Source organism: Enterococcus sp. AZ020 (assembly GCF_050499205.1).
GTDB lineage: Bacteria > Bacillota > Bacilli > Lactobacillales > Enterococcaceae > Enterococcus_L > Enterococcus_L dunnyi.
Genome location: NZ_JBIPAT010000001.1, coordinates 767,877 through 789,308 on the forward strand (window position 1 = coordinate 767,877; position 21,432 = coordinate 789,308).

The following is a 21,432-nucleotide window of genomic DNA, read 5'->3' on the forward strand; positions in this document are numbered from 1 at the left end:
TTTTTTACTAAGCGATTTGCTCTTTATCTTTAATACTTTTAATCAATTGTTTGCATCCATCTACTAGTGCATTTGCTATTAGAGAAAATACTAGACAGACAACTGCTATACAAATTGAAATAACAGTAAACCGCACTAAAACATTACTCAATGAATTGAATTTTTGTAATAATGGAACATACAGATTATGAATAACAAAATCTGAAATCAAATAAGCAAAATAGATTTTTGAGCCTAAAAATAGACTGCTTTTTTCAATTAATTTAGAAGACACCCTCATTCGAGCCAACATAATAAATAAGGCTACTGACATCACACCATATTGAAAAGAGTCTGCTTTATTGTTCCACAATTCAAAGTCCATCATGTTATATCTTGACGTAATGATCATCAGAGCGGAAAGAACAACTGATCCCACATATATCAACGGAAGAAGGTAACTGCGATTTTTAAGTAGATCAAGGGTTCCTTTTTTGACATTGATAAAATAATGACCAAAAACAAAGTACAATAGATATGGACTAAACACAAATTTGAAAAAATCTGTTTCTGAAATATCAGCTCCTAAAAATCTCAGTAGATAAGGAAAAAACATGGACAAAAGAAACAGTACTAGAAAAAAGCTTCTATAATCTTTTTCATTAAAGGAATCCACCATTTTTTTTATAAATGGTAGAAATAGTAAGAAGCCCAAATATACATACATGTACCAGAGTGCATTACTGACCCGTCCATTTAAAAATAAAAGAATGAAGGTTTGATCTGTTCCTTTCAATTCAGGATCAAAATAAAAATACACTAGAGAAAACAACAGCAACGTCACCACAACACTGATAATCTTATTACGAAGTTCTTTTGAAGAATACTCTCTTCTTAACAATAAAGCACCTGACATCATCATAAAAAGTGGTACCGCCGGTTTAACGATCACCATTAATACAGCTGTCACATTCCACTCATACGAAAGATCTAATCCGTAGAATAAATAATGAAATACGTGATTAAAAACAACCATTAGAAAAGCAACGATTCTCATACATTCAAACGAAACATTTTTTTGTCTCAACCAACAACAACCCCTAACTCGAGTCGATCTCATAAATAAAACTAAAAGAAAAAAACACGAAATAAATCTTATTATATCATATTTTTTTACCCATTATGATTTTTCGGTTATAAAAAAATTAAAATTCTAATTTATTCTAAAGTTTTTAATCTAGCAGCTAGCTTTACTCTTTTTTAAGCTATTTTTGATAGAATTGTGTTAGAAAGTGAGGTTACGGATGAAGAAGCAAGCAATTTTTTTCATATTATTCTTTTTTTCGATCATCAGCATGGTCCTCTATGCTTTTTTTATAGAACCCAAACGAATCGTCACTCACAACTATACTCTTGGCGATAATCAAGGACAAAAACCACTGAAAGTTGTTCAACTTTCAGACATCCATATTCAAGAAAACTATCCAGTAGCCCAGCTTGAAAAAATTGTTACAAAGGTGAATCAGGAAAAGCCGGATATTATCTTATTTACTGGTGATCTATTTGATAACTATGCAAAGTACGGACCTGCAGAGGATGTCACAGCTGCCTTAAGTCGATTAACTGCACCTTTAGGAAAATTCGCCGTTTGGGGCAATCATGATTATGGTGGCGGCGCTGCTCGTGTTTATCCAGAGATATTAGCTGGAGCTGGTTTTCAATTACTGGAAAATTCAGGGATGAATATTGCTCTTGCAGATGGAAAGAGTGTTTTTATCAGTGGTTTAGATGATTCTTTATTAGGTAACTCGTCGATCGAAGAAGCTTTGAGCGAGCGTCAAAGTGAATACACGATTCTACTTAGTCATGAACCAGATGTAGCTGATCAACTAGTGAACCAAAATATACAGCTGATCCTATCCGGTCACAGTCATGGTGGACAAATCAACCTTCCATTCATAACCATCAAAAATATCATGGCAGAAAAATATTTTAGCGGATTCTACAATTTAACAAATGACACAACACTTTATGTCAATACAGGATTAGGGACAACAAAAATTCCCGCTCGGTTTAGAGTGCCACCAGAAATCGCTGTATTTGATCTGTATATTTAAAAAAAGATAGGACGAAATTCTAAGAATTTCGTCCTATCTTTTTCCTGTTTATTTATCTAGAAAATTCTTTGACTCGTCCACCAATTTTATCAGCAAATTTTTCTGCGAAGCGTTTATCAACAAAGACTCGTGCTTGATTTTTATCTCTTGTACGTTGTCCGTCTTTACTGATATATCCATGTAATACTTTTACAGCGTACATTGCCTTCCCTCCTCTGTGTTGCTTTTTTGATCATAGAATAACTATAGCTGAGAAACCTTAACGAAAGCATAAATTGGTTCGAATATTTTATGAAGAGTTATTAAGAAAAAAGAAAAAAGCCTTAAGCAAAAAATGCCTAGGCTTATTCCTTTTCATTGATTTGTTAAACAATGATATCTTTTGTTTTTTTATCCATATGGATTCTTGCTGTCCAAGTTTCAAATGTTACCAAGACAGGTGCTTGATGATTTAATTCTTTTTGATAATCAGACAACCTAGATGTGATCTCATCTTTAGAACCCACTTCTTCAACAGAAAATTTCCCTTTTAGCAGCAAACTTTCATGAGCAATTTCTTCATAGCAACAAACAGACCCATTGGGGTTACAACGAATATTTTTGACCGTTTCCCCTTCCCCATCCAAATAAAATTGTAATTTCAACAGTCCCTCTCTCCATAAGGGTGCGGATACGGTAATCACTGTTGGAAATTCCCTTTTATCGATGGTTGCAAGTAAAAATACCTTACTGGAATTTAGTAATCTCACAATTCGCTCATGTATCTCCATTTCTAAAGGCCTCCTTTTTTATCGCTATTCACTCAATTATAGCAACTATCTGCTATTTTTGAAAAGCTAAACCCTTTTGAAATGCGGTTGAGAGATTGATCGACTGTTTTTTTCGTGCTGATTACTTGACTGCTTCTTGTCGTAACCAATTAGCTTGTCGACTTTTCTTCAAAATCAAGCGGCATATAGGTCCAACGATCAGTAGTTGCAAAGGTAAAGCCATCACTAAATTTTGACTGAAAGCTCCTATATAGTTCCTAAAAAATTCTTCTGTAAAACCAGTTTGAATCACGACACCGTAAATGGACATGAAAAAGACCATTCCGAGCACCATACAGCTAGAAACAGCAACAACCATATGAAGCTGCTTTTCTCTATTGATTGGCAATGAAAAAGCGATTTTCTTTGCAGTATTTGCTACAACGAACACATCAACTAAAAAAGCCACTAGAAAACCGGGAATTAACCCACCCAATAGATGGCTCCATGACAATTGATCGTGCAACAGCAAATTATAAAGACTCATTGAAAAGACCATGGAAAAACAGACAATCGTTGTAAAAAATAAACTTTCTTTTTTTGTTTTCGGCATACATACACTCCTCTTTTTTTCATAACAGAGATTATGCTACCATAAAAAAATTTTTCTCGTAAGTTTTTTTATGAATATTTCATTTTTCAAACACTGAAATATAACTGCATAAGAATGTTCCTCATTTTTACAGATAGTTCTAGTTCCTCCCTTAGTGTTATAATGGTACACAGGAGAAAGGGTTGGAAATAATGAAAAAATATTTTAATAAAAAAAGAGTAATGATATTCTTATTTTTGGTCGTACTTGCTACACTATTAAGTGCTTATCTAAATGCAATCGGTTATAAAGGGATGCTTTACTTTCAAACTGTTTATGATCGAAATGGTCATAAAACTTACGGAAATTTTAGCCCTCGTACTGGCAGTTTTTTAGTAACAGGAAGTGTAATAGTATACCTATCAATAGTTTGGAGATCCTTTAATCGATATACAGAAAATTTATTCATTCGCCGTGTAATTGGAAGTTTATTAATCATTGGTATCACTATTTTTACAATTGGTGTAATCGATTTGGTGAATGCCTTTATATTCATTGTTAATCGTTAATTTATTTGATTACTTTTGTACCCTTAATCGGCAAGCTCTCTTCTCACGAGCTGATGAGAAAATGCATGGCATCTCAGTCGATTATCGTATTTTTTAGTAACTATAAAAAAATCCTATTTTTGTATAGATAGAGAATCATCTAAAATTTACACCAAGATCTCATTGTTGATCAGAAGATGTTTTACTCTATACGCTATCTTATTGTATTTTTTAGCTCATGGAGTAATTCCTTTTGGAAAAATTTTATACGTTCGTCGGAGCTTGTGTCTTCGATTTTGTTGATATAGTCATATTTTATCTTGTCTTCTAAAAACATAAAAAAAAATGGTCTAACAAGCAACACTGTATTAACAGCACTACTTTTTTCACTTCAATTGAGACAAAGTGACTAAACAAGAAAATATTTATTTCCTTAAGGTCACTTTGTTGTATAATAAAATAAATATACGCAAAGTGGAGGTTCATATGTCAAGTATCGATAAAACCAGAGAGTTGATTCTTAACAGTGCATTGGAACTGTTTATAGAAAAAGGCTATCATGAAACATCAACCAATGATATACGTATACGAGCTAATAACTTATCTCGTGGCGGTTTATATCATTATTTTCCAAGAAAAGAAGATATCTTAAATGCATTGCCAGAATATCTACTACCCTACAAAGCTAGTCTCGATAATTTAATGGAAAACACAGATTTAACTGCTATGGAAAAAATCCGCCTTTTACTGAAGGAAAACTACAAAGGCGTCATGAGTACTTCAAAAGGAGTGATGTTTTTAAAACTATTATCCGGTTCGGAATCTTTAAACTTCCTCTTTGATAATTTGAAAAGTAGTATCGTTCCTTTATATGAACAGTTGATCCGTATGGGAAATGAAGATGGCTCCATGAGTATCACAGAACCAGAGTACACAGCTGAATTTTTGGCCATCCTTTTAAATATCTGGTTTAACCCTTTATTTCTAAAAACAGTTGGTACTGAAGAGGAAATTGATGGACGTATCACCTTTTTGGAAAATACTACAAACTTTTTGGGATTATCACTTTTTGATGAAGAAATTCGTGAACTATGTAAGTCGCTCTGGCTGACATTATCTGAAATTGAAAGCTGATGTTTTTCGTAAATAAAATATCTATACCTATTTTATAGTGAGATAAACAAGTTTTTTTAATAGATATAGTCTATCTCCTTTTCATAGAATATCGATTTTTCTTACATACTTCGTAACTCACTTTGTAACTAGATCACTTTTGTTTAAAAAGCCACCTATTATAGGCGGCTTTTCTTTTACATTCTCCATCCAAATGATTTTTTAACCTATGCATTTAATGAATTATTATGGTCCGGCTGTTAAAGACCAATTTAGTTTTGCTTGGTATACTGAATTAAGCTCAGCATTCATTGTCTCTGGAAGGTTCAACTCGATATCAGAAAAATCATAATCAATTTGATAGACACCAGCTTCTTTAAATGTACCAAGAGAAACACTGGTATCGTTAGAAAAAATAGTTTGATCATCAATCTTACCTATTACTGCCAAGGATTCATTCTCTTGATTAAAATCGGTCACTTTTTTTACTATGCCATTTTTCAACGAAATACTGGTATTTGTTGACAAAGCGTTTAAACCAGATGTAAATTGACTCAAATTCAAACCTATCGTCCAGTTTCCTTGTACACTAGAATCTAATTTATAACGGATATAAGGCTTATAATCCGTCCGAGTATAAGATTCCGCATCTAATGTTTTCATTTGCGGATAAGGCGAAACTGTCACCGTACCAAATAAGAAATCCGGAATGTTGATTAAGGTATCATCTCCACTTTGATTGAGATTAGGTTCATCAGGATCATCGATTCGAACAAACTCTTCTGCTTTTAGTGTTTGATCCATATTTCCCGTCATTTCAATTTTAGCCTGTAAAACTTGATTAGCAACTCCTCTAGCGGTTGTTTTAAACTGAATTTCTATAAATTTGTTATCACCTGATGCAAGTGTTACTCCGTCTAACTGGATCCCATTTTGCCACTGTTCAGGTGTAACTATCAATGATTTGGTAGAACCATCAACCAACTTCACAACTAGTTGATCCGGCACTGATAAACCGTTAGACCACTGATTAACCTTTAGTTTTAAATCCGTCAGTACATTTTCTCCCGTATTTGTCAAACGACTGTTCCATTGAACTTGGCCATCATTGTCAACGATTTTAGGAGTCGCCACTAAACTAAGATCTGCTGAAGAAAGTCCTCTTTTATAGTAATATACAAGTTCTATATCTCTTGTCACATTTGCAACCGAAACAGATTCATTTGGAAGTTTTATTGTTCCAGGAGCATTTGAATAATTTTCCCAGCCGACATAGTGCCATGTATTACCATTATTATCCAAGACCTTATCTTGAGGTACAAAATTATATTCTTCACCAGAAACTACTTTATTTGTTGTACTAGGGTTGGACGTTATATCAAGTAGTTCCGAATGATCTTCATCATTCACCCATCGTTCGGTTATTTTATGTTCTGCTTTTTTATAGATATAGTGAACTTCAGTAGCACCCTTCATCGGCAATGAAACAGGTGTTGTTCTTTTCGTATTTGTTGCATCAGAACTCAATCTCCAGCCTTCATAAATCCAAGACACACCATTAGAATCTTTTTTAGGACTTTCAGGCGTAAAAAGGTATTCAGCATCTTTTTCTACAGATATCGTCTGATTCCAACTGCTGTCGATCGTGGCACCTTTTTCATCTACATATTTTTCAGTCAAATCAACAGCATTGATTTTCTTATAAACGATATGCACTTCATCTTTTTGCTCTTCAAATTCTGCACTGAAGGTGATTTTTGGTGGATAAGTCGTATCTATTTTAGCCTTATTATTTGCTCCTTTATACCACCCTTGGTACTTATAAACTTGCTTATCGATTGTATATGTTTCAGGAAGCTTGTCTCCATTTTCCATTGTATAAATGAACGGACTAGACGTTAATTCAGTTCTTTTACCATTAGTATAACCAGTAGGTGCGGTAATCGATGCACCAGTTTCATCTTCAAACATTTCTTTGATCCCTTTGTTATACGCGTATAACGTCATTCCTTCCCCATCAGTCCCATAATAATCGCCAGATGCTTTTACGCCTGCTGCATTTTCATTCACTGATATACGAGAATATCCTAAATAGGAAACTATTCTATTATTTGGGTCAATAGCTGTTCCCTTTGTCTGAATAAAAGTTCCATCTGCCTGCTCTTCCCACAAAGAGTCTATTAACATATAATTTGACCGCCTCCAGACAGAAAAATCATCACTGGTCGATCGCCAAGCACTAGACATGTCTTGAACGGTGCTATTGGAAAAAAATCCGTGTAAATCAGGAACGGGAGTTACTCCTGGAGGAACTTCTGTTGAAAAATATTTGACATAAGGAACAGGCGTTGTTATTTTCCAATCTGCCACTCCCTTTTGGTACCCTATTTGACGCATTGTCCTATACTCATTACCACTGCGGTCAAAGTAGAATATATTTGATTGTCCCTCTGTCCTGAAAGAAATCGGCTCATCATCTAGCAACTTCCTTGAGTTATTCGGTCCTTCCGGAATATAGCTGACGCGAATTTCTCTTCCTTCTAAAGCCAACTGCACGGGGAATGTTTCCCCTTTATGATCTAAAAATCGAACGTACGTATCTTTGACTGCTGGCAAATCTTTATCCTCATAGGGAAGCGTATAAGCCTGGCTTTTCATTGGTAAACAAAATAAACTTAACAGTAAAAACAACAATCCGATTATTTCCTTTGTTCTTTTCATCTTTCTCCCACTTTCTACAAATATCCTAATCAGTATTTCTTATTCTATAGATTTTTATAGCCAACAATCCTACACCAATGATCGGCATGATCAAATACCACCACTTAAAAGGAGAATCCTCCTTTTTATCAGCCATTGTTCCATTTTCTGTAATTGTTAATTTTTCAGACAAATCCCAAGTTTTATCACTTCCAAAAATAGTTCCTTCAAACAAATATGTACCATTTTTAATGTCTTTTTCTTCAAGCTCCATTTCAAATAAAAGGGTGCTATTTGGCGCAAATTTTACTTGATCCAGTTTTCTTTCAGAAATCAATTTTTTATGCCCTTCGGTATATAAATTCCCCTCTATACTCAAATCTCTAACAATTTCCGGATAAGGGTTTTGAATTTCTATTTGTAAAGCTCTTTTATTTTCAGAAGATACGATTCGAATTTGTCTTAAAATAATATCTGTTTCTCCATAGAAATCTACCTTTTCATCTTCAGTCAAAAGTAACGCAATAGTGTAGCTCAAAGCATTTTTGATTGCAACCCCCCCGCTAGTTTTCTCTGCATTATTTTTCTTTGAGATCGTTATTCCTCCCAAAAGAATCCCTTTAAATGATTTTTCAGGGATAGATAACTCAATTTCTGCATACTTTTCTGAATTTCCAGCAACGGTAATTTCATTTTTTTTAATCTTTGCAATATGAGAAAACTGAATATCTCCATTCTGATCAACTTCTTGTTTTTTTTCATCATAAACAAGAAGACCATTTTTGTTCGTTGTAGCTTGATTGATCATTATTAAAAAAGTCTGCTTAGTATCAGTATGATTACTTACTTTAACTTTTATTACCTGTCTTTTTTTCGGCTCGACCAATAATTGAAAGTAATTGGCTTGATCATCAATTTGGTTTTCCGGCAAAATTGCCTCTACATCAAAAGAGCCATATTCTTCATTTTCAACTGCAAATATTGTGCATTGAAAAAAAGATAAATATATAACAAAATATATCGCATAACGAATTATTCTTTTTACGGTCAATAAATCACATCCTTTCGATGATTTAAAAGCCTATTTTAAATAGAAAAATGCTTCCCTAACCAAAAACAGGCAGCCTGTCTGTTTGTGAAAATAGTACTATAAAAGAGAAGAAAAAACAATAGGAAATCGCATTTTTTTATTTAATTTCTATCTCAAATTGAAAATATTAACACGATTTTCACTCCTTAAATACAAAAAATCATAAATATATCTCATTTCAACATTGTAAATCTTACGATCAATCCCTTTTCTTAGAAGATAAGGACTTTTACGAGCAAGTATTTTTATCAATCATTTTGTTAATATTTAACACGTCTTTTATAAAAGTGAAAAAAATCACATTTGTTACTACTGTTTTTTGTCATAGCTAGCCCACCTAGAAACAAAAAAAAGCTCTACTCTTTGTTTGACAAAGAGTAGAGCGAATTAGTTCAAAAATTATTGAGCGACTGGATATAGAATTTCTAATATTTCAAAGCATATTAAACAATGTAATTACAATATTTATTAAGTGTTCTTTCACTTAATTAAATCACTAAGTATCATTAAACATTTTACTAATGGTATTCATTTTGGCATTCACTAAAATTCTCATTAGCGTGGGATGCTATACATAGAAATGCATTAAATCAGATTCAAAAATTGAATGATTGAACGTCACATTAAATTCTGTTTGATATATGTTTTTACTTGATTAACATTTTTTAATAAGTCATCATGTGGCATAAAATCAAAGCTAGCATAACTATCCACTATTGTTGCGTAATCTTTTTTACTAACTAATTCATATTGATTTATTGTATTAGGTTCCAATTTGACTAGTTGTAACCCTGTAGCACTATTATTTATCTCATTACCTTCAATATCTTTAATATATTGCGATGCATGATGCTCTGTATATTTCGGAATAAAAAATACATAATCATAATAGATATTATTCTTATAATCTATATATAGAATAAACATATCAAGGACGCTATTTTTAAATTCTCTAGCATTTCCTTTTATTGAATAATTAGCTTTAACTTCATTTACACTAGACACATTTAAATGCGTTAAAGTTTCTAACTCGTTATTATAAATATAAGCATAAACAGATTTTATGTTACCCTGACTTTTTGTTGGTTTTACTTTAAAATCAAACTTTATTTCTGTTGTGTTTTCTTTAACTTTAATGCTACTAGATTTAGATAAATCACCTATCTCTATCTGTGTATTGTAAACCAAATTTTGATTATTTTCAGTTAAGATTTTATTAGATTTAGAAATTTCTAACTGAGTATCACTAATTTGTTTTTGTGCTTTAGAAAGTTCCAACTGTTGTGAAGAAATTACTGTTGCAACCATTATATTAACCAATAATGAACTAACTGACGTACCAATAGCTATAAGTTCTTTATTTCTTAATAAAAAATTTCTAATTCCTCGTTTCTTCTCAATCTGCCATTTTATTTTTACGGCCATTTTGTTTTCGCTCACTAAATTCACCTCAATGTATAGGATCGCAACAAATCAGGGGAAATGTAATTCTAATTTAAAACACCTTATTTTAAACATTTTTTTGTGCAATCGATCTCTTAATAACTACTTTTATTCTGTCTTTTCATCTTGTCCTCTCTGAATATCTTTCATATGTTCATTTTCCCCAAAACTAAGAAATGTCACAAAGACAAGATAGGCTACCTCTAGAGCTGTAGACATTCTTTCTTATCTCTCCTTTTAGCTTATCGATAGATAGTTTTCTCTGTAAACCACACTTCATTAAATAAACTCCGCTATTTATTACACACCTTAAAAATTCTATTCGTCTTGTAGTCTAGCAATATGTTTTGCTAAACAAGGAATATATTGTCTTTTAGAAAATTTTATTTATTAATTCCGTTAGAAGAATACGGAATAATTTTTTCATTTTTTTCTAGATATTCAGAATAAGTTTTCTCAATGTCTGATCCAGGAGCTTTTTTGTTGTCCTCTATGCCTTCTTTTATTTGTAATAAAATACCTCTAGAATCTATTAAATATTGAACAAAATTTTGTAAAATAAGACTACCGTCTTCAATAATAAGCCAATCAACTTTATATTCACTGTTCAATATTTCTTCTTTCGTTACATTTTCTGTTAGCTTCTCAAGTTCAGCACTGCTTATTCGATCCTCTTTTCCTAAAGCGATATCTTGTTTTAGAATATCACTTCGGTTTTTCAGCCTATCTAGGCTTTCATCTACAGCCGATAGATATTTTGTATAGTAATAAATAAAACCTTGAGTATTATTCAAATTGACAGAATCTAACAGCGACAAATCAATGTTTTTTATAGCTGAAAAATTTGCACTTGCAGTATCATGCTCAATAGAATACTGTTCTAAAGTTTTAATCGGATCATTGTAATGCATAAGCTGATTGATCAATACCTCGTTTATAGCTAATGAATAATTCGTAGTCGTTAACAGTAATTGTTCAGCTTGCTTATTGTAATTTTCTTCAGATTTTAAAGATTTCTCGGCTACTTTTATTGAATAAGCTGAATTCCTCTTGCTACTTTCAAAAGTAGCAAGAGAAATTCCAATAGCTGTCATTGGTATTACATATTTTACGATTACTTTAATACTGTCTATGCTCCATATTTTCCATTGTCGCAATACGTCTCAATCCTCCTTACCTTGTTTTCTCTAAATGAATAGAAAAATTATACGATTTTATTCATCCGGCGTTATAGGTTTAAAGTTAGGAACGATTGTATTGATTTTCTTCGTCTCTTCAAAACTCATCACTTTTACATTTTCAGGTATCATCACCCTGCTTACATGGATCCCTCTGAGGCAATGATTACACCAAACTTGTTCATATCCTATTCTGTCGCTCAAATCACCAACATAGATATAGTCTATTTCACAATGTCCACAAGTTGGACATTTTAATTCATTAATTTTATCTGTATTGTCTTGAATACTAGCAGCTAATTTTATCCATTCTTTAAACATTTATTTCCCTCCATTTACGGATTTGTAATAATTCCACCAATCTTTTTCAGATCCCCACGCACCATTTTCAAACAATCTCAATGTTTCTGCATCATTCGCTGTACCAAAAGTTTTTACCTGATAGACATGTGTTCTTTCATGTCCAATTGTTTTAATTAGTGATTCTTTATTAGTGAAAGCATCCGGATACAATGTGATTGTCTTGCCGTCTGGTGAGGCATAACCACATATCCCACGACCTATTAAATCTGGATCACGTTCTATACGTATCTTAACCCCTTGTAAACCAATTCCTGACTCTTTCGCTACCTTTTTAACATTTTTTAAATCCATCACTTCGCCAAGACCTTTAAAAGCTCCCATATTTTGATTTTTTCTATATAAATTTAATGAATCATTACTGTTAATTTTTTTTGGTGCAGTATGAACTTTATTGACTTGAGAAAGTCCGGCCATCATCGCTAAATCATACAATCCTGATTTTTGCGCAAAGACATAGCCAGAAGAAATATAACCATTTAACTGCATCATTCCTTTAGACATCCCTGTGTATTTTTGTCCAGTGATATACGTTTCACCTCGACGTAATGCAGCATTTTCTAGATCCTGAATAGTTCGCCAATCTACAATACGATAATAGCTTGGGTCTAACTCCGCACCATGCTCTTCTAAAAAACGTTGTAATTCACTATTATCTAGTCTCTTTCCGTCTTTATCAATAAACCAACTGATTGTTACTTCTTTAGTGATTGGGTCTTCATAAGGCATTGCATAAATAGTGTAGCCTTTTAATTGTTTTAGATTATTGTTAAACGCTTCTTCTTTTTGTTTCTTACGTTTAATTTCTCTCGCCTTCCAGCGATCATTGATCGTTTTTGCCCAAGTCATGTTTAAACGGCTAATATCAAAGGTACCCGTTGCTGGATTCCATGCCTTACAGTCTTTCATTTGTGCTAGTCCATTATCAAATTCTTGCTGACATGCTTCACACTCTGAAAAAATACTAGCAGAAAGAGCATTATATGCATGAAACTTTTCTAATTTCTCTCGTCGTTTTTCGATCACATCGCACGCATTCATATAACGTCGTTCTAAATCCGGTCGAGGTGTTTTCGCTGTACTCATTTGTTGATCTAAGCTTTGTTTTAATCGTTCAAGTTGATTGATCTCTTCTAGTATCAGGTCTTCATCCGTATCGATTCCACTGACTGATCCTTGATACTCACTAAGAAAACGTTTATGAGCAGCTTCCATTGCTTCTCCTGTCATTATAGCAGATTGACATAATGGCGTGTATACCGTCAGAAAATAGCTTTTGGCACTGTCATAGGCTTTACTAGATAACGGCGCAGATAAAAAAGAATGAATGCTTTGTTGTAAGGAAGCGATTGCTTGACCTGCTTGGCTATTTAGTTGAGAAGCTTGTGAAGAGCGTGTTTGTGCTTCATGTACATAAAATTTAAGTCCCATGTTCGTCCTCCTTACTTTCTTTTAAGAAGGACTGTTGCTCTTGTAGAATGGCTTCTTCTTGATCCAATAATAGGCGTTCTTCTTTCTTTAATTGAAGGAGTTCTTCGTCCAATTCTAGTTGCGCATTTTTCGCAAGCCGTAAGCTATCCTCCCCACGTTCTTCGATAAAGGCTCGTTCCTCTGGTTCACAATTGGACAAAACAAAATGGTATATCGCTTGTTCTAGTTGCTGGAGCTCAAAAAAGGCTTCTTGCTGTTCCTCTACGCGCCGTTGCTCCTTTTTACTTGCGAGTTGATCGTCTTGTAACTGTTCAATCTTATCCGAAATTGCTGATTTTTCTGTTCAAAGGTTAGCTGCTTTTCTTGTTCCATTAAGAAAATCCTCCTGGAAGATTGAATTTTGTTAGTTGAACAATGTGCTGATCAATTCGATCAAACTCTTTTGCAACAGAATGAATACTATCTCCAGCAGAAACTACACTGGTAGAAAGGTCTTTTAGCCCTCGCTGAAACTCATTCATTGTTTTTACCGCGGAAGCATTACCTGCAACATTGGTATTTGAAGAGGATGCAGAAACACTAATACTATTTAAGATACTTGCAGATTGACTAAAAGATGCTGAAACACTCCCAGCTATGCTGGAATTACTGTTAATTGACATTGAAATCCTCCTTTAGATACTTTTTTTGAACATACAAATCGTCTATTTTTGCAGCTCTATAATTAAATATATCATACTTATAAACACAAAAAAATAAGCTTATGACACCAAATAATTATAAGCTTACTTTTTATTTTTACTCAATTTCTATTTTTTCGTTATATTTCACTAAACTCTCATTGGTATGTGGTGCATGTATTACATGGTTCTAAATATCATTATCTTCTTTATCAAAATTCAACAAAAAATGATATCTCACATCATAAACTACTCCTAGAACTTGTTTTCGTATAAATGATACCGTTGAGAATAGTAAGTATCCTATCGCTATAATGAAAGAAGCACAAGAACGGCTAGGACACGCAAGCCTAGAAATGACTAACTCAATTAAGCGAAAAACAAAATAATGCTGCTGCTGAAAAGCTGTCTCAATTTGCTAATTTTTAGTAGATAGCATTCAAAATGGCATTCAAGTGTTTGTTTATCCAAACAAAAAAAGCCCTACCCCTTACTACACAAGGGATAGAGCCGATTAGTTCAAAAATTATTGAGCCACTGGATAAACAGACACTTGTTTTTTGTCACGGCCTTTACGTTCGAAACGTACTACGCCATCAACTTTAGCAAATAAAGTGTCATCGCCACCAATACCTACGTTAGCTCCTGGATAAATTTTAGTTCCGCGTTGACGGTATAAAATTGATCCACCAGTAACAGTTTGGCCATCAGCACTCTTAGCGCCTAAGCGTTTAGATTCTGAATCACGTCCGTTGGAAGTAGAACCTCCACCTTTTTTATGGGCGAATAATTGTAAATTCATATTTAGTAACATCGTCTGCACCTCCTATTTTTTGTTTATGGTTTTGACTTGAATAAATTCAAGGTTTTCTTGCTCGACTGCTTGTAAACCTAACAAAAGGTTTTCCAAGAGAATTTGGGCAATATTGGTTTGTTCCTGATTCGCTTTTGAAATCATTTCAACATAAAGGTAGCCACCTTCAGCTTCATTGGTTTCAACGATCGGTTCAAAACCAGCTAAAGCATCGATACCATTGACCGTACTGATCGTTAATGCAGAAACTGCTGCACAAACGATGTCACTACCATAGGGTCCTGATTCAGCATGCCCGGTTACTTCAAAAGAAATGATCTGACCTGCATCATTTCGTTTAAAAGAACTTTTAATCATTGATAGGCCTTCTTTCCTATGCAACTTAAAAGAATTATGCGTTGATTGCTTCGATCACGACTTTTGTATATGGTTGACGGTGACCTTGTTTACGGTGAGTGTGTTTTTTAGGTTTGTATTTGAAAGTAACGACTTTCTTTTGTTTGCCGTGTTTTTCAACAGTTCCTTCGACAGTTGCACCTGCAACAGTTGGAGCTCCTACTTTCGTAGATTCGCCACCTACTAAGATAACTTCGTCAAAAACAACTTTTTCACCAGCTTCTACGTCTAATTTTTCAACGTAAATTGCTTGACCTACCTCAACTTTTACTTGTTTACCACCAGTTTTGATAATTGCGTACATGCTATACAGCACCTCCTTCTTCTAGACTTAGACTCGCCATCCCAAGTGATGAGGATCTCATGCTTAAGACTTGTTCTGTGCGGTTGTAGCTGTGGAGACCACAATTACAACAGTAATACTATATCAAAATAAGGTAAGAGAGTCAATGAAAACTTGAGTTTTCCGTTACTTTCTCTGCTTCTAAAAAAACTTTAGCGTTATTTCTAATTAATGATTGACTTTGTTTTACATGTTCATTATAATAAATTTTGTCGTGTTATTCATGCGCCAATAGCTCAGCTGGATAGAGCACTCGCCTTCTAAGCGAGCGGTCGGGAGTTCGAATCTCTCTTGGCGTATATAGTAAAAGCATAAAATGAACGTTTGATCGTTCCTTTTATGCTTTTTTTATATAAAAAACTAATTAGCTAGGAAATGCTTTTTCTGTATAATAAATGCCACACCCTTGAAAAGGATACCCAGTCGTCGGAATAGAGCCAGTTGTTAATAATCTAAAATTCCCTCCGGCAATATACAGGCTAGCAGGAAGCTGTTCACCACCTGTAGACGCAAAGGACATACCAAAACTCCCTGCACTGTGAGGTTCAAACCCCGTAGGTACTTTAGCAATATCCACCCACCTTACAGGTCCTGTTACTGTTAAATAGGATCCGACTATAACCATGTTTCCCATACGCCAAAGTCGTATATACCCACTTTTAATATTGGCATTAACAGTTGGGTCTAAAGTAATTTCCTCGTAAACCGTACCCTGATCAACCGCAACAGGAACATTGTTGATTTGAGGAACACTCGTAAAATTCTTCACCCCAGCAATATCTTCATCACCCGTTTTTTTCACCAATGTTTCATCTAGTCCATCAATCGCGCTTGTATGTGTCTTCGGATAAAGTAAATTCCCTTTTTCTTCTAATTGTACGATATCTGCCATTATACTGATCCCACCTTATTAAATGTTATTGTTGGTAATGTATCTAATTTTTTCTTATCTGCCGCACTCATCAACCCGTTTACTGTTTGAGTTGCAGCAGCAGTCGTTGTTGCATTTGTTCCAGCTGGTCCTTGAGGGCCAGTTGCTCCTTGTGCTCCTTTTTCGCCTTGAGGACCTTGTGCTCCTGTTAGTCCTTGCGGGCCTGCTGGACCCGTGTCTCCTTTTTCCCCTTTGATCGTTGTGATCCCTTCAACTGCACTTACATGCGTTTTTGGATAGACAACGACGCCATCGCTTTTTAATTCAACGATATCTGTCATACTGATCCCACCTTATCTATTGTGATTCCTGTTCCTTCAACGCCTAAATCTTTTGCTGTCAGTGTGATATCTCCTGTTTTACCATTGATAGAGGTCACACCTGTTCCTACATTTTCGATACTTTCAAATCCTAGAATCGCACTTACATGCGTTTCCGGAAACACTTGGCGTTTCACACCTGCTGTATCTGTTTCCATAACTTTTTTGATTTCCACTTCATTTGCCATTAAACGGAGCCCACCTTTCGTAAAAAGAATGTATCTTGTTTTTGACTGTCGATTTCAGCAATGACCAACGCTGAAGCTTCTTTTTTATGCGGCACTGTCCCTACTTTTGTCATACCATGGTTCAAGCTGAATTTATCATCACGAATCGTTCGTAAAATACCTGTTTCTCCGCTTTTCAACGTGAAATGAGATTGTTTTAGCTCTTCGATCAAATTCAGCAGATTCCCCGCTGCGTTCTCATCTAGAATGGTTTTAATAGAAGCAAACCACTCATCGAAGGCTGCTCTTTGAACAGCAGTCCACTGATCGAAACGCTCCTGATTTGACGTGATCCATCCTTGAAATTCCTTGATGATCCGCTGTAATTCTGCTTGTGCAACGAGATACCAGTCATCATAAATTTCCTGGCAGGTTTTCACCCATTCTGTAAAATAGCGTAAGATTTCTTCAAAGGTCCAAATATAATTACTGTCTTTGATTCCATCTTCGTAAATACTCTCTTTTACTTGATAAGCAAAATCTCTCGTTGAAAATTGCTGACGCCAGCTTAGATCCTTTTGGAGTTCTCTAAAGCTGAAGTAGGCTGTATTTTCTCCCACTGACTGCATATCATAATTGGTTAATGTATATTGAATTTTCCCTTTTTTTGCATCAATGATCTTAGTCACTTTCTGTTCAGATAGTCCTAAGCCGGCATGATGTCCTTGTTTCACGCAGAAAAAGGGAATTAAATTTGAAATGTCTTTTGGTTTGCCGTGTTCTGTGATCGTAACATCCAACACTTGAGTGCCCTCGTCGAACTGACGAATGACCATCGTTGGAATGTTGTCATTCGGTTGTGTGATGGATAAAAAAATTGGATAAACGATAGACATTCACTCACTCCTTTCTAAAAATCGATTATTTGGGCGGGATCACGATTGAGCTGATCTCACTCGATCCTACCCATGTACGTTCGTATTTCCCTACGACTTGTCCTAAGCCGATATTTTGTTCATAAGTTTGAAAACCACCATTACTGATTCCTCTAATCACGCCAGTATGTCCATAACTATAATCAACATTGAAGCCGCCAATGTTCCCACCACGTTTCCAGTTGATTATTGCTCCTACAACTAAGTCTTTATATTCTGGATTTTCAATCACATTCCAGCCTACAGCAGCCCAATTATATGCTCTACCGATATCTGCTGCTGCTTCTGTATTACCAATCACATGGCTTAAACCATATTGTGTACCAGCACCTAAGCCGCAACCTCCTAAAAAGCCTGAATATTCGGCGGAAACAGCGTAACACTGTCCATTACCTAAACGCTGCATAGATAGAGATTCTAAATGCGCTAAACCTGCTTCACCTGTAGATGCACCGGGTTTCAAATTTTTTAATTTATCATACCAGTATTGAGCCTGTTGGCCTCGAATCGGCTGATATGGATCTGCTGGATGTTCATATAGTGCGATAAAATAGTCTGCCGCTAATGTAACATTTGTCAGTTGAGTAAATTCTTTAAAAGAAATATAACCAATATCTGGACGTTGAGGGTTATAAAACCATTGGATATTATTCTCCATCTCCCATTGGATTCTTTGACATTGTGCATCCATTGTTCGATGGTCAAGTCCTCGTTCTGCACACCAGTCAACTAGTTTAGATTTAGGCGTCCACTGTGTAAGTCCATAGCCGCCTCCACCGCTTAATTCATCAATATCCGGCACAATTCCAGATTCACTTTGAATATTGCCTAACATCCCTGCAATAGATTGTTCTGTCCAGCCTTTTGATTTAAAGAATTGCCAAATTGTCCATGCATTTTTTTCTTGTTCTGTTGTAAGTTCTGGAGGTGTCCCGCCATTATTACCACCGCTACCATTACCGTTTCCAGTGATTTCTTTCCCATTCAAGAAGAGTTTTCCTTTTATGTGTAAATCACCTTCTAAAGTCAGTTTACCTGTAACGTGTAAATCGCCTTTATGCTTCCATTCTGCTCTAGAATTCAACTTAGGATCTTCCATTGTACTTTCTTTTGGAATTTGGATGACATAATTTGATATTCCATCCTTATCCTTACTTCCAGAGTTTAAAGAAAAAATAAATCCTGGTTGTTGAGTGACAGCAAAGCCATTTACAACGCCTTCACTCAAGGTTGCATTTATAGATCCAAGCCGCTTATTCGCTTTTTTATCACTAAAAATAATCGTTCCATTAAGAATTTTTATTTGGAAAGCATCGTCTAATGTTCGAAATTCACAACCTTCTATCAAACGTCCCCTGATTGTTCCTGCTTGAATAAAATCTGCATTGAATTTACCATCGATCGTCCACGCTGTTTTGAAATTATCTAAATTGAATTTGCCATCGATAAAACCGATACCTTCACTATTAGCTACTAAAAAATGATCACTTGCTTCAAGGGAATCTTTATTCATCCAAACCATCTGATACGGTTCTCGACTATCAGACTTTCCTGTTTCGATCCCGTTCATCAATTTGATCGATCCGCCTTTTGCTCCGCGAATAATATCATCTTGCCATTTAGAGATTTCTTCTGAATCATAAAATGTCATCTTTTTTTCTTCTAAGGAAGCAACATTTCCTTTTAAATCTGATGCGGCTTTTGACATACTTTTTGTGATATTATCTCCTAATCCAGCTTCCACTTTTCCTGTCAAACGATCGATTTTGACTTTAAAAATCCGTGTTTGATAATGGTAGTTGCGTTCATGATGATGGATCGTCACTGTGTTTCCGATCGCATCGCCGCCTAAGACTTCTGTTTTAAACTGTGTGAGCGGGCGAGAATAGTTCACAAGTGCCTCATAGGTTTGTTTTAGTAATTCTTTTGGCTCTTCAACTTCATCAAAAGTGATGACCTTTTCTCGTTTTCGCATTCCGCCATTTTTTAAAGGAATGCCGTATTGCTTCGTCATCTCAGGAAATTCTAGCCAGTTTTGGCCTTTTGGTTTGTCTAACGGATCGCCATTTGATTTTTTCCATTCGATCGTTGTAAATTCAGCACGTTTCCCTTTCCCATCACCGACATCTTCTCCGCGTCCACGGCCGATCAAGCTCGTATATACTTCGTTGCGATCTTGCTCTTTAACAATACTTAGTGCTTTATCACCATACGTAAAACGCTGATTGCTCTGTATACCGATTTCACGATAGACTTCTACCCATTTTTCAGTGATCCCAATACCGTCGATCTTATATTTAAACAGGATCTCACAGCCTTTAGTCTGTAGCTCTTTCAAAGAATCACGAATCGATAAATAGCTAAAGTCTACAGTTACTGAAGGGAGTCCACTATCTACGTGACCGATCTGCCATTCTGTCTCTTGTAATAACTTTTGAAGCGTTGATTTAATAGAAACATTTTTTACCGAAATATTTTTTATGACATATGAATCCAACTCATCCGGTGCAAAAGCGATACCTACAAATGAAAGAATATTTTCAGCTTCACTATCGACAACAATGCGGTACAAGCTGTAAAAGTCTTTACTTTCCTTTACAGCCATATAAGAGGCCCCTTTTAGTTCCTCATCATAAATTGTGGAAACATTCAAGGTATCATGGAGCAATTCTTCTTTATTGCTTGTGATCTCTTTTTCCTGAACAACCTCTACTAATTCCTTTTCATTTACGATCCGAAGAAGGTGTTGCTGTTCATCAAAAAAATAGACACTTGTCATAATTGCACCTCCCGATAAGCGATCGTCATTTGACCATTACTACATGTGATCGTTTGCCCTTCCTGAATAGTGAAATTTTCAAAATCACTTTCTAAGTCCAATAAAAAGGTTTGGTCGATTCCGTTCACAAATACTTTGCCTTTTAAGAAATCAAATACGACCTGATCATCAGCACTTAAGTTATAGCTGGTAATTTTTATTGTCTTATCTTCATTTTGAATCAACAGTGTGCCAAATTTGGCAATCGTCACAGTGATTTTTTCAGGTGTCACTGGATATGGTAAATAAGTTGTGATTTGGCTGTCAGTTGATAGCAAAAGCGAATACTTTTTGGGATCATTACAAAGTAGTTCAAAGCTTGCGATGATATTATTCGTATCGCCACGTACCTCATCTGTTGTGACATATTGACCGTAATAGTGGTAATCAAGCTCATCTTTAAAGCGCAGCTCGACATCCTTTTCCCGATAAAGCAGCTGCATCAAACGATGGTATTTTTTTTGCACATCCTGAGCATTTTTGCCCATCAACTGATAGGTGACTTTGATCGTTCTAGCAGGTAATTTTTGATTTAATTTGATACTTCCAACTTGTGTGTTCTGTGTTTCGATGTCCAGTGATAGCATTTCTCGGCCGGTAACAGCTAAGGTTCGATATCCTTCGATCATTTTTTCGATATAAACACCGTCATACATCATTGCAGAAGAAGGAAGGATCAACTCATCTTTATGACCTTTTTCTAGTGTGTCTTCAAAATAATACATCTC

General features: G+C 35.0%; 24 protein-coding genes, 1 tRNA gene and 1 other annotated feature. Of the genes, 4 read left to right on the forward strand and 21 right to left on the reverse strand.

Annotated features, from left to right (window positions below; translation table 11 throughout):
* Positions 1-7 precede the first annotated feature (7 nt).
* A complete protein-coding gene (locus IGI58_RS03640; RefSeq protein WP_429954434.1) occupies positions 8-1,066 on the reverse strand; it encodes an acyltransferase in 1,059 nt (352 codons plus the stop codon).
* A 217-nt stretch (positions 1,067-1,283) separates the two neighbouring features.
* On the opposite strand from IGI58_RS03640, the gene IGI58_RS03645 reads away from it, so the two are divergent.
* The gene (locus tag IGI58_RS03645; protein WP_429954433.1) at positions 1,284-2,096 is read left to right on the forward strand and encodes a metallophosphoesterase; all 813 of its coding nucleotides are present in this window, start codon (positions 1,284-1,286) and stop codon (positions 2,094-2,096) included.
* Between the two features lie 52 nt (positions 2,097-2,148).
* Here the strand turns inward: IGI58_RS03645 and IGI58_RS03650 are convergent, their stop codons facing one another.
* The 3 genes from IGI58_RS03650 to IGI58_RS03660 form a co-directional block, all read right to left on the reverse strand.
* The gene (locus IGI58_RS03650; protein WP_225533659.1) at positions 2,149-2,298 is read right to left on the reverse strand and encodes a hypothetical protein; all 150 of its coding nucleotides are present in this window, start codon (positions 2,296-2,298) and stop codon (positions 2,149-2,151) included.
* Between the two features lie 163 nt (positions 2,299-2,461).
* On the reverse strand, positions 2,462-2,866 hold the full coding sequence (locus IGI58_RS03655) for a pyridoxamine 5'-phosphate oxidase family protein (protein WP_225533658.1): 405 nt from the start codon (positions 2,864-2,866) through the stop codon (positions 2,462-2,464).
* A gap of 121 nt (positions 2,867-2,987) precedes the next feature.
* Positions 2,988-3,458, reverse strand: a complete 471-nt coding sequence (locus IGI58_RS03660) for a DUF2798 domain-containing protein (RefSeq protein ID WP_429954432.1) — start codon at positions 3,456-3,458, stop codon at positions 2,988-2,990.
* A 182-nt stretch (positions 3,459-3,640) separates the two neighbouring features.
* On the opposite strand from IGI58_RS03660, the gene IGI58_RS03665 reads away from it, so the two are divergent.
* Positions 3,641-4,006: a hypothetical protein gene (locus IGI58_RS03665; RefSeq protein ID WP_225533656.1), complete on the forward strand. Its 366-nt coding sequence runs from the start codon at positions 3,641-3,643 to the stop codon at positions 4,004-4,006.
* Positions 4,007-4,471: 465 nt separating this feature from the next.
* Positions 4,472-5,119 carry a TetR/AcrR family transcriptional regulator gene (locus IGI58_RS03670; protein ID WP_429954431.1) on the forward strand — a complete coding sequence of 216 codons (648 nt, stop codon included), beginning with the start codon at positions 4,472-4,474 and terminating at the stop codon, positions 5,117-5,119.
* A gap of 225 nt (positions 5,120-5,344) precedes the next feature.
* Here IGI58_RS03670 and IGI58_RS03675 read toward each other — a convergent pair whose 3' ends face one another.
* From IGI58_RS03675 to rplU, 11 genes are all read right to left on the reverse strand, one after another.
* Complete coding sequence (locus IGI58_RS03675) at positions 5,345-7,819, reverse strand: WxL domain-containing protein (RefSeq protein ID WP_429954430.1); 2,475 nt, start codon at positions 7,817-7,819, stop codon at positions 5,345-5,347.
* A gap of 25 nt (positions 7,820-7,844) precedes the next feature.
* A complete protein-coding gene (locus IGI58_RS03680; RefSeq protein WP_429954429.1) occupies positions 7,845-8,849 on the reverse strand; it encodes a WxL protein peptidoglycan domain-containing protein in 1,005 nt (334 codons plus the stop codon).
* Positions 8,850-9,506: 657 nt separating this feature from the next.
* A complete protein-coding gene (locus IGI58_RS03685) occupies positions 9,507-10,328 on the reverse strand; it encodes a hypothetical protein (protein ID WP_429954428.1) in 822 nt (273 codons plus the stop codon).
* Positions 10,329-10,714: 386 nt separating this feature from the next.
* Positions 10,715-11,488: a hypothetical protein gene (locus tag IGI58_RS03690; protein ID WP_429954427.1), complete on the reverse strand. Its 774-nt coding sequence runs from the start codon at positions 11,486-11,488 to the stop codon at positions 10,715-10,717.
* A gap of 57 nt (positions 11,489-11,545) precedes the next feature.
* Complete coding sequence (locus IGI58_RS03695) at positions 11,546-11,830, reverse strand: hypothetical protein (protein WP_429954426.1); 285 nt, start codon at positions 11,828-11,830, stop codon at positions 11,546-11,548.
* Positions 11,831-13,300, reverse strand: coding sequence for a hypothetical protein (locus IGI58_RS03700; protein ID WP_429954425.1), 1,470 nt, complete (start codon positions 13,298-13,300; stop codon positions 11,831-11,833).
* Positions 13,290-13,499: a hypothetical protein gene (locus IGI58_RS03705; RefSeq protein ID WP_429954424.1), complete on the reverse strand. Its 210-nt coding sequence runs from the start codon at positions 13,497-13,499 to the stop codon at positions 13,290-13,292. Before IGI58_RS03705 ends, IGI58_RS03700 begins: the two co-directional genes overlap by 11 nt.
* Positions 13,500-13,671: 172 nt before the next feature.
* Positions 13,672-13,962, reverse strand: a complete 291-nt coding sequence (locus tag IGI58_RS03710) for a TIGR04197 family type VII secretion effector (protein WP_429954423.1) — start codon at positions 13,960-13,962, stop codon at positions 13,672-13,674.
* 544 nt (positions 13,963-14,506) lie between these two features.
* Positions 14,507-14,794: a 50S ribosomal protein L27 gene (gene rpmA / locus IGI58_RS03715; RefSeq protein WP_010762831.1), complete on the reverse strand. Its 288-nt coding sequence runs from the start codon at positions 14,792-14,794 to the stop codon at positions 14,507-14,509.
* 12 nt (positions 14,795-14,806) lie between these two features.
* Positions 14,807-15,151, reverse strand: coding sequence for a ribosomal-processing cysteine protease Prp (locus IGI58_RS03720; protein WP_429954422.1), 345 nt, complete (start codon positions 15,149-15,151; stop codon positions 14,807-14,809).
* A gap of 34 nt (positions 15,152-15,185) precedes the next feature.
* On the reverse strand, positions 15,186-15,494 hold the full coding sequence (gene rplU, locus IGI58_RS03725; RefSeq protein WP_069661579.1) for a 50S ribosomal protein L21: 309 nt from the start codon (positions 15,492-15,494) through the stop codon (positions 15,186-15,188).
* A 19-nt stretch (positions 15,495-15,513) separates the two neighbouring features.
* Positions 15,514-15,589 (reverse strand) — a sequence feature (ribosomal protein L21 leader region).
* A 169-nt stretch (positions 15,590-15,758) separates the two neighbouring features.
* On the opposite strand from rplU, the gene IGI58_RS03730 reads away from it, so the two are divergent.
* Positions 15,759-15,832, forward strand: a tRNA-Arg gene (locus IGI58_RS03730).
* A 65-nt stretch (positions 15,833-15,897) separates the two neighbouring features.
* Here the strand turns inward: IGI58_RS03730 and IGI58_RS03735 are convergent.
* Genes IGI58_RS03735 through IGI58_RS03760 form a run of 6 tightly spaced genes read right to left on the reverse strand, consistent with a single transcriptional unit; the run spans position 15,898 to position 21,429 of the window.
* Positions 15,898-16,425 carry a hypothetical protein gene (locus tag IGI58_RS03735; RefSeq protein WP_429954421.1) on the reverse strand — a complete coding sequence of 176 codons (528 nt, stop codon included), beginning with the start codon at positions 16,423-16,425 and terminating at the stop codon, positions 15,898-15,900.
* The gene (locus IGI58_RS03740) at positions 16,425-16,745 is read right to left on the reverse strand and encodes a collagen-like protein (protein WP_429954420.1); all 321 of its coding nucleotides are present in this window, start codon (positions 16,743-16,745) and stop codon (positions 16,425-16,427) included. The genes IGI58_RS03735 and IGI58_RS03740 overlap by 1 nt, the downstream gene beginning before the upstream one ends.
* Positions 16,742-16,972, reverse strand: coding sequence for a hypothetical protein (locus IGI58_RS03745; RefSeq protein ID WP_225533649.1), 231 nt, complete (start codon positions 16,970-16,972; stop codon positions 16,742-16,744). The genes IGI58_RS03740 and IGI58_RS03745 overlap by 4 nt, the downstream gene beginning before the upstream one ends.
* A complete protein-coding gene (locus IGI58_RS03750; RefSeq protein ID WP_429954419.1) occupies positions 16,972-17,847 on the reverse strand; it encodes a phage baseplate upper protein in 876 nt (291 codons plus the stop codon). Before IGI58_RS03750 ends, IGI58_RS03745 begins: the two co-directional genes overlap by 1 nt.
* A gap of 25 nt (positions 17,848-17,872) precedes the next feature.
* A complete protein-coding gene (locus IGI58_RS03755) occupies positions 17,873-20,665 on the reverse strand; it encodes a phage tail tip lysozyme (RefSeq protein WP_429954418.1) in 2,793 nt (930 codons plus the stop codon).
* Positions 20,662-21,429, reverse strand: a complete 768-nt coding sequence (locus IGI58_RS03760) for a distal tail protein Dit (protein ID WP_429954417.1) — start codon at positions 21,427-21,429, stop codon at positions 20,662-20,664. Before IGI58_RS03760 ends, IGI58_RS03755 begins: the two co-directional genes overlap by 4 nt.
* Between the last annotated feature and the right edge of the window lie 3 nt (positions 21,430-21,432).

What these genes read in the sequence shown, in the direction of transcription:
- IGI58_RS03645 (WP_429954433.1), top strand. Translation starts at nt 1,284, where the DNA reads ATGAAGAAGCAAGCAATTTTTTTCATATTATTCTTTTTTTCGATCATC.
- IGI58_RS03650 (WP_225533659.1), bottom strand. Translation starts at nt 2,298, where the DNA reads ATGTACGCTGTAAAAGTATTACATGGATATATCAGTAAAGACGGACAA.
- IGI58_RS03655 (WP_225533658.1), bottom strand. Translation starts at nt 2,866, where the DNA reads ATGGAGATACATGAGCGAATTGTGAGATTACTAAATTCCAGTAAGGTA.
- IGI58_RS03660 (WP_429954432.1), bottom strand. Translation starts at nt 3,458, where the DNA reads ATGCCGAAAACAAAAAAAGAAAGTTTATTTTTTACAACGATTGTCTGT.
- IGI58_RS03670 (WP_429954431.1), top strand. Translation starts at nt 4,472, where the DNA reads ATGTCAAGTATCGATAAAACCAGAGAGTTGATTCTTAACAGTGCATTG.
- IGI58_RS03675 (WP_429954430.1), bottom strand. Translation starts at nt 7,819, where the DNA reads ATGAAAAGAACAAAGGAAATAATCGGATTGTTGTTTTTACTGTTAAGT.
- IGI58_RS03695 (WP_429954426.1), bottom strand. Translation starts at nt 11,830, where the DNA reads ATGTTTAAAGAATGGATAAAATTAGCTGCTAGTATTCAAGACAATACA.
- IGI58_RS03700 (WP_429954425.1), bottom strand. Translation starts at nt 13,300, where the DNA reads ATGGGACTTAAATTTTATGTACATGAAGCACAAACACGCTCTTCACAA.
- IGI58_RS03710 (WP_429954423.1), bottom strand. Translation starts at nt 13,962, where the DNA reads ATGTCAATTAACAGTAATTCCAGCATAGCTGGGAGTGTTTCAGCATCT.
- rpmA (WP_010762831.1), bottom strand. Translation starts at nt 14,794, where the DNA reads ATGTTACTAAATATGAATTTACAATTATTCGCCCATAAAAAAGGTGGA.
- IGI58_RS03720 (WP_429954422.1), bottom strand. Translation starts at nt 15,151, where the DNA reads ATGATTAAAAGTTCTTTTAAACGAAATGATGCAGGTCAGATCATTTCT.
- rplU (WP_069661579.1), bottom strand. Translation starts at nt 15,494, where the DNA reads ATGTACGCAATTATCAAAACTGGTGGTAAACAAGTAAAAGTTGAGGTA.
- IGI58_RS03735 (WP_429954421.1), bottom strand. Translation starts at nt 16,425, where the DNA reads ATGGCAGATATCGTACAATTAGAAGAAAAAGGGAATTTACTTTATCCG.
- IGI58_RS03740 (WP_429954420.1), bottom strand. Translation starts at nt 16,745, where the DNA reads ATGACAGATATCGTTGAATTAAAAAGCGATGGCGTCGTTGTCTATCCA.
- IGI58_RS03745 (WP_225533649.1), bottom strand. Translation starts at nt 16,972, where the DNA reads ATGGCAAATGAAGTGGAAATCAAAAAAGTTATGGAAACAGATACAGCA.
- IGI58_RS03750 (WP_429954419.1), bottom strand. Translation starts at nt 17,847, where the DNA reads ATGTCTATCGTTTATCCAATTTTTTTATCCATCACACAACCGAATGAC.
- IGI58_RS03755 (WP_429954418.1), bottom strand. Translation starts at nt 20,665, where the DNA reads ATGACAAGTGTCTATTTTTTTGATGAACAGCAACACCTTCTTCGGATC.
- IGI58_RS03760 (WP_429954417.1), bottom strand. Translation starts at nt 21,429, where the DNA reads ATGTATTATTTTGAAGACACACTAGAAAAAGGTCATAAAGATGAGTTG.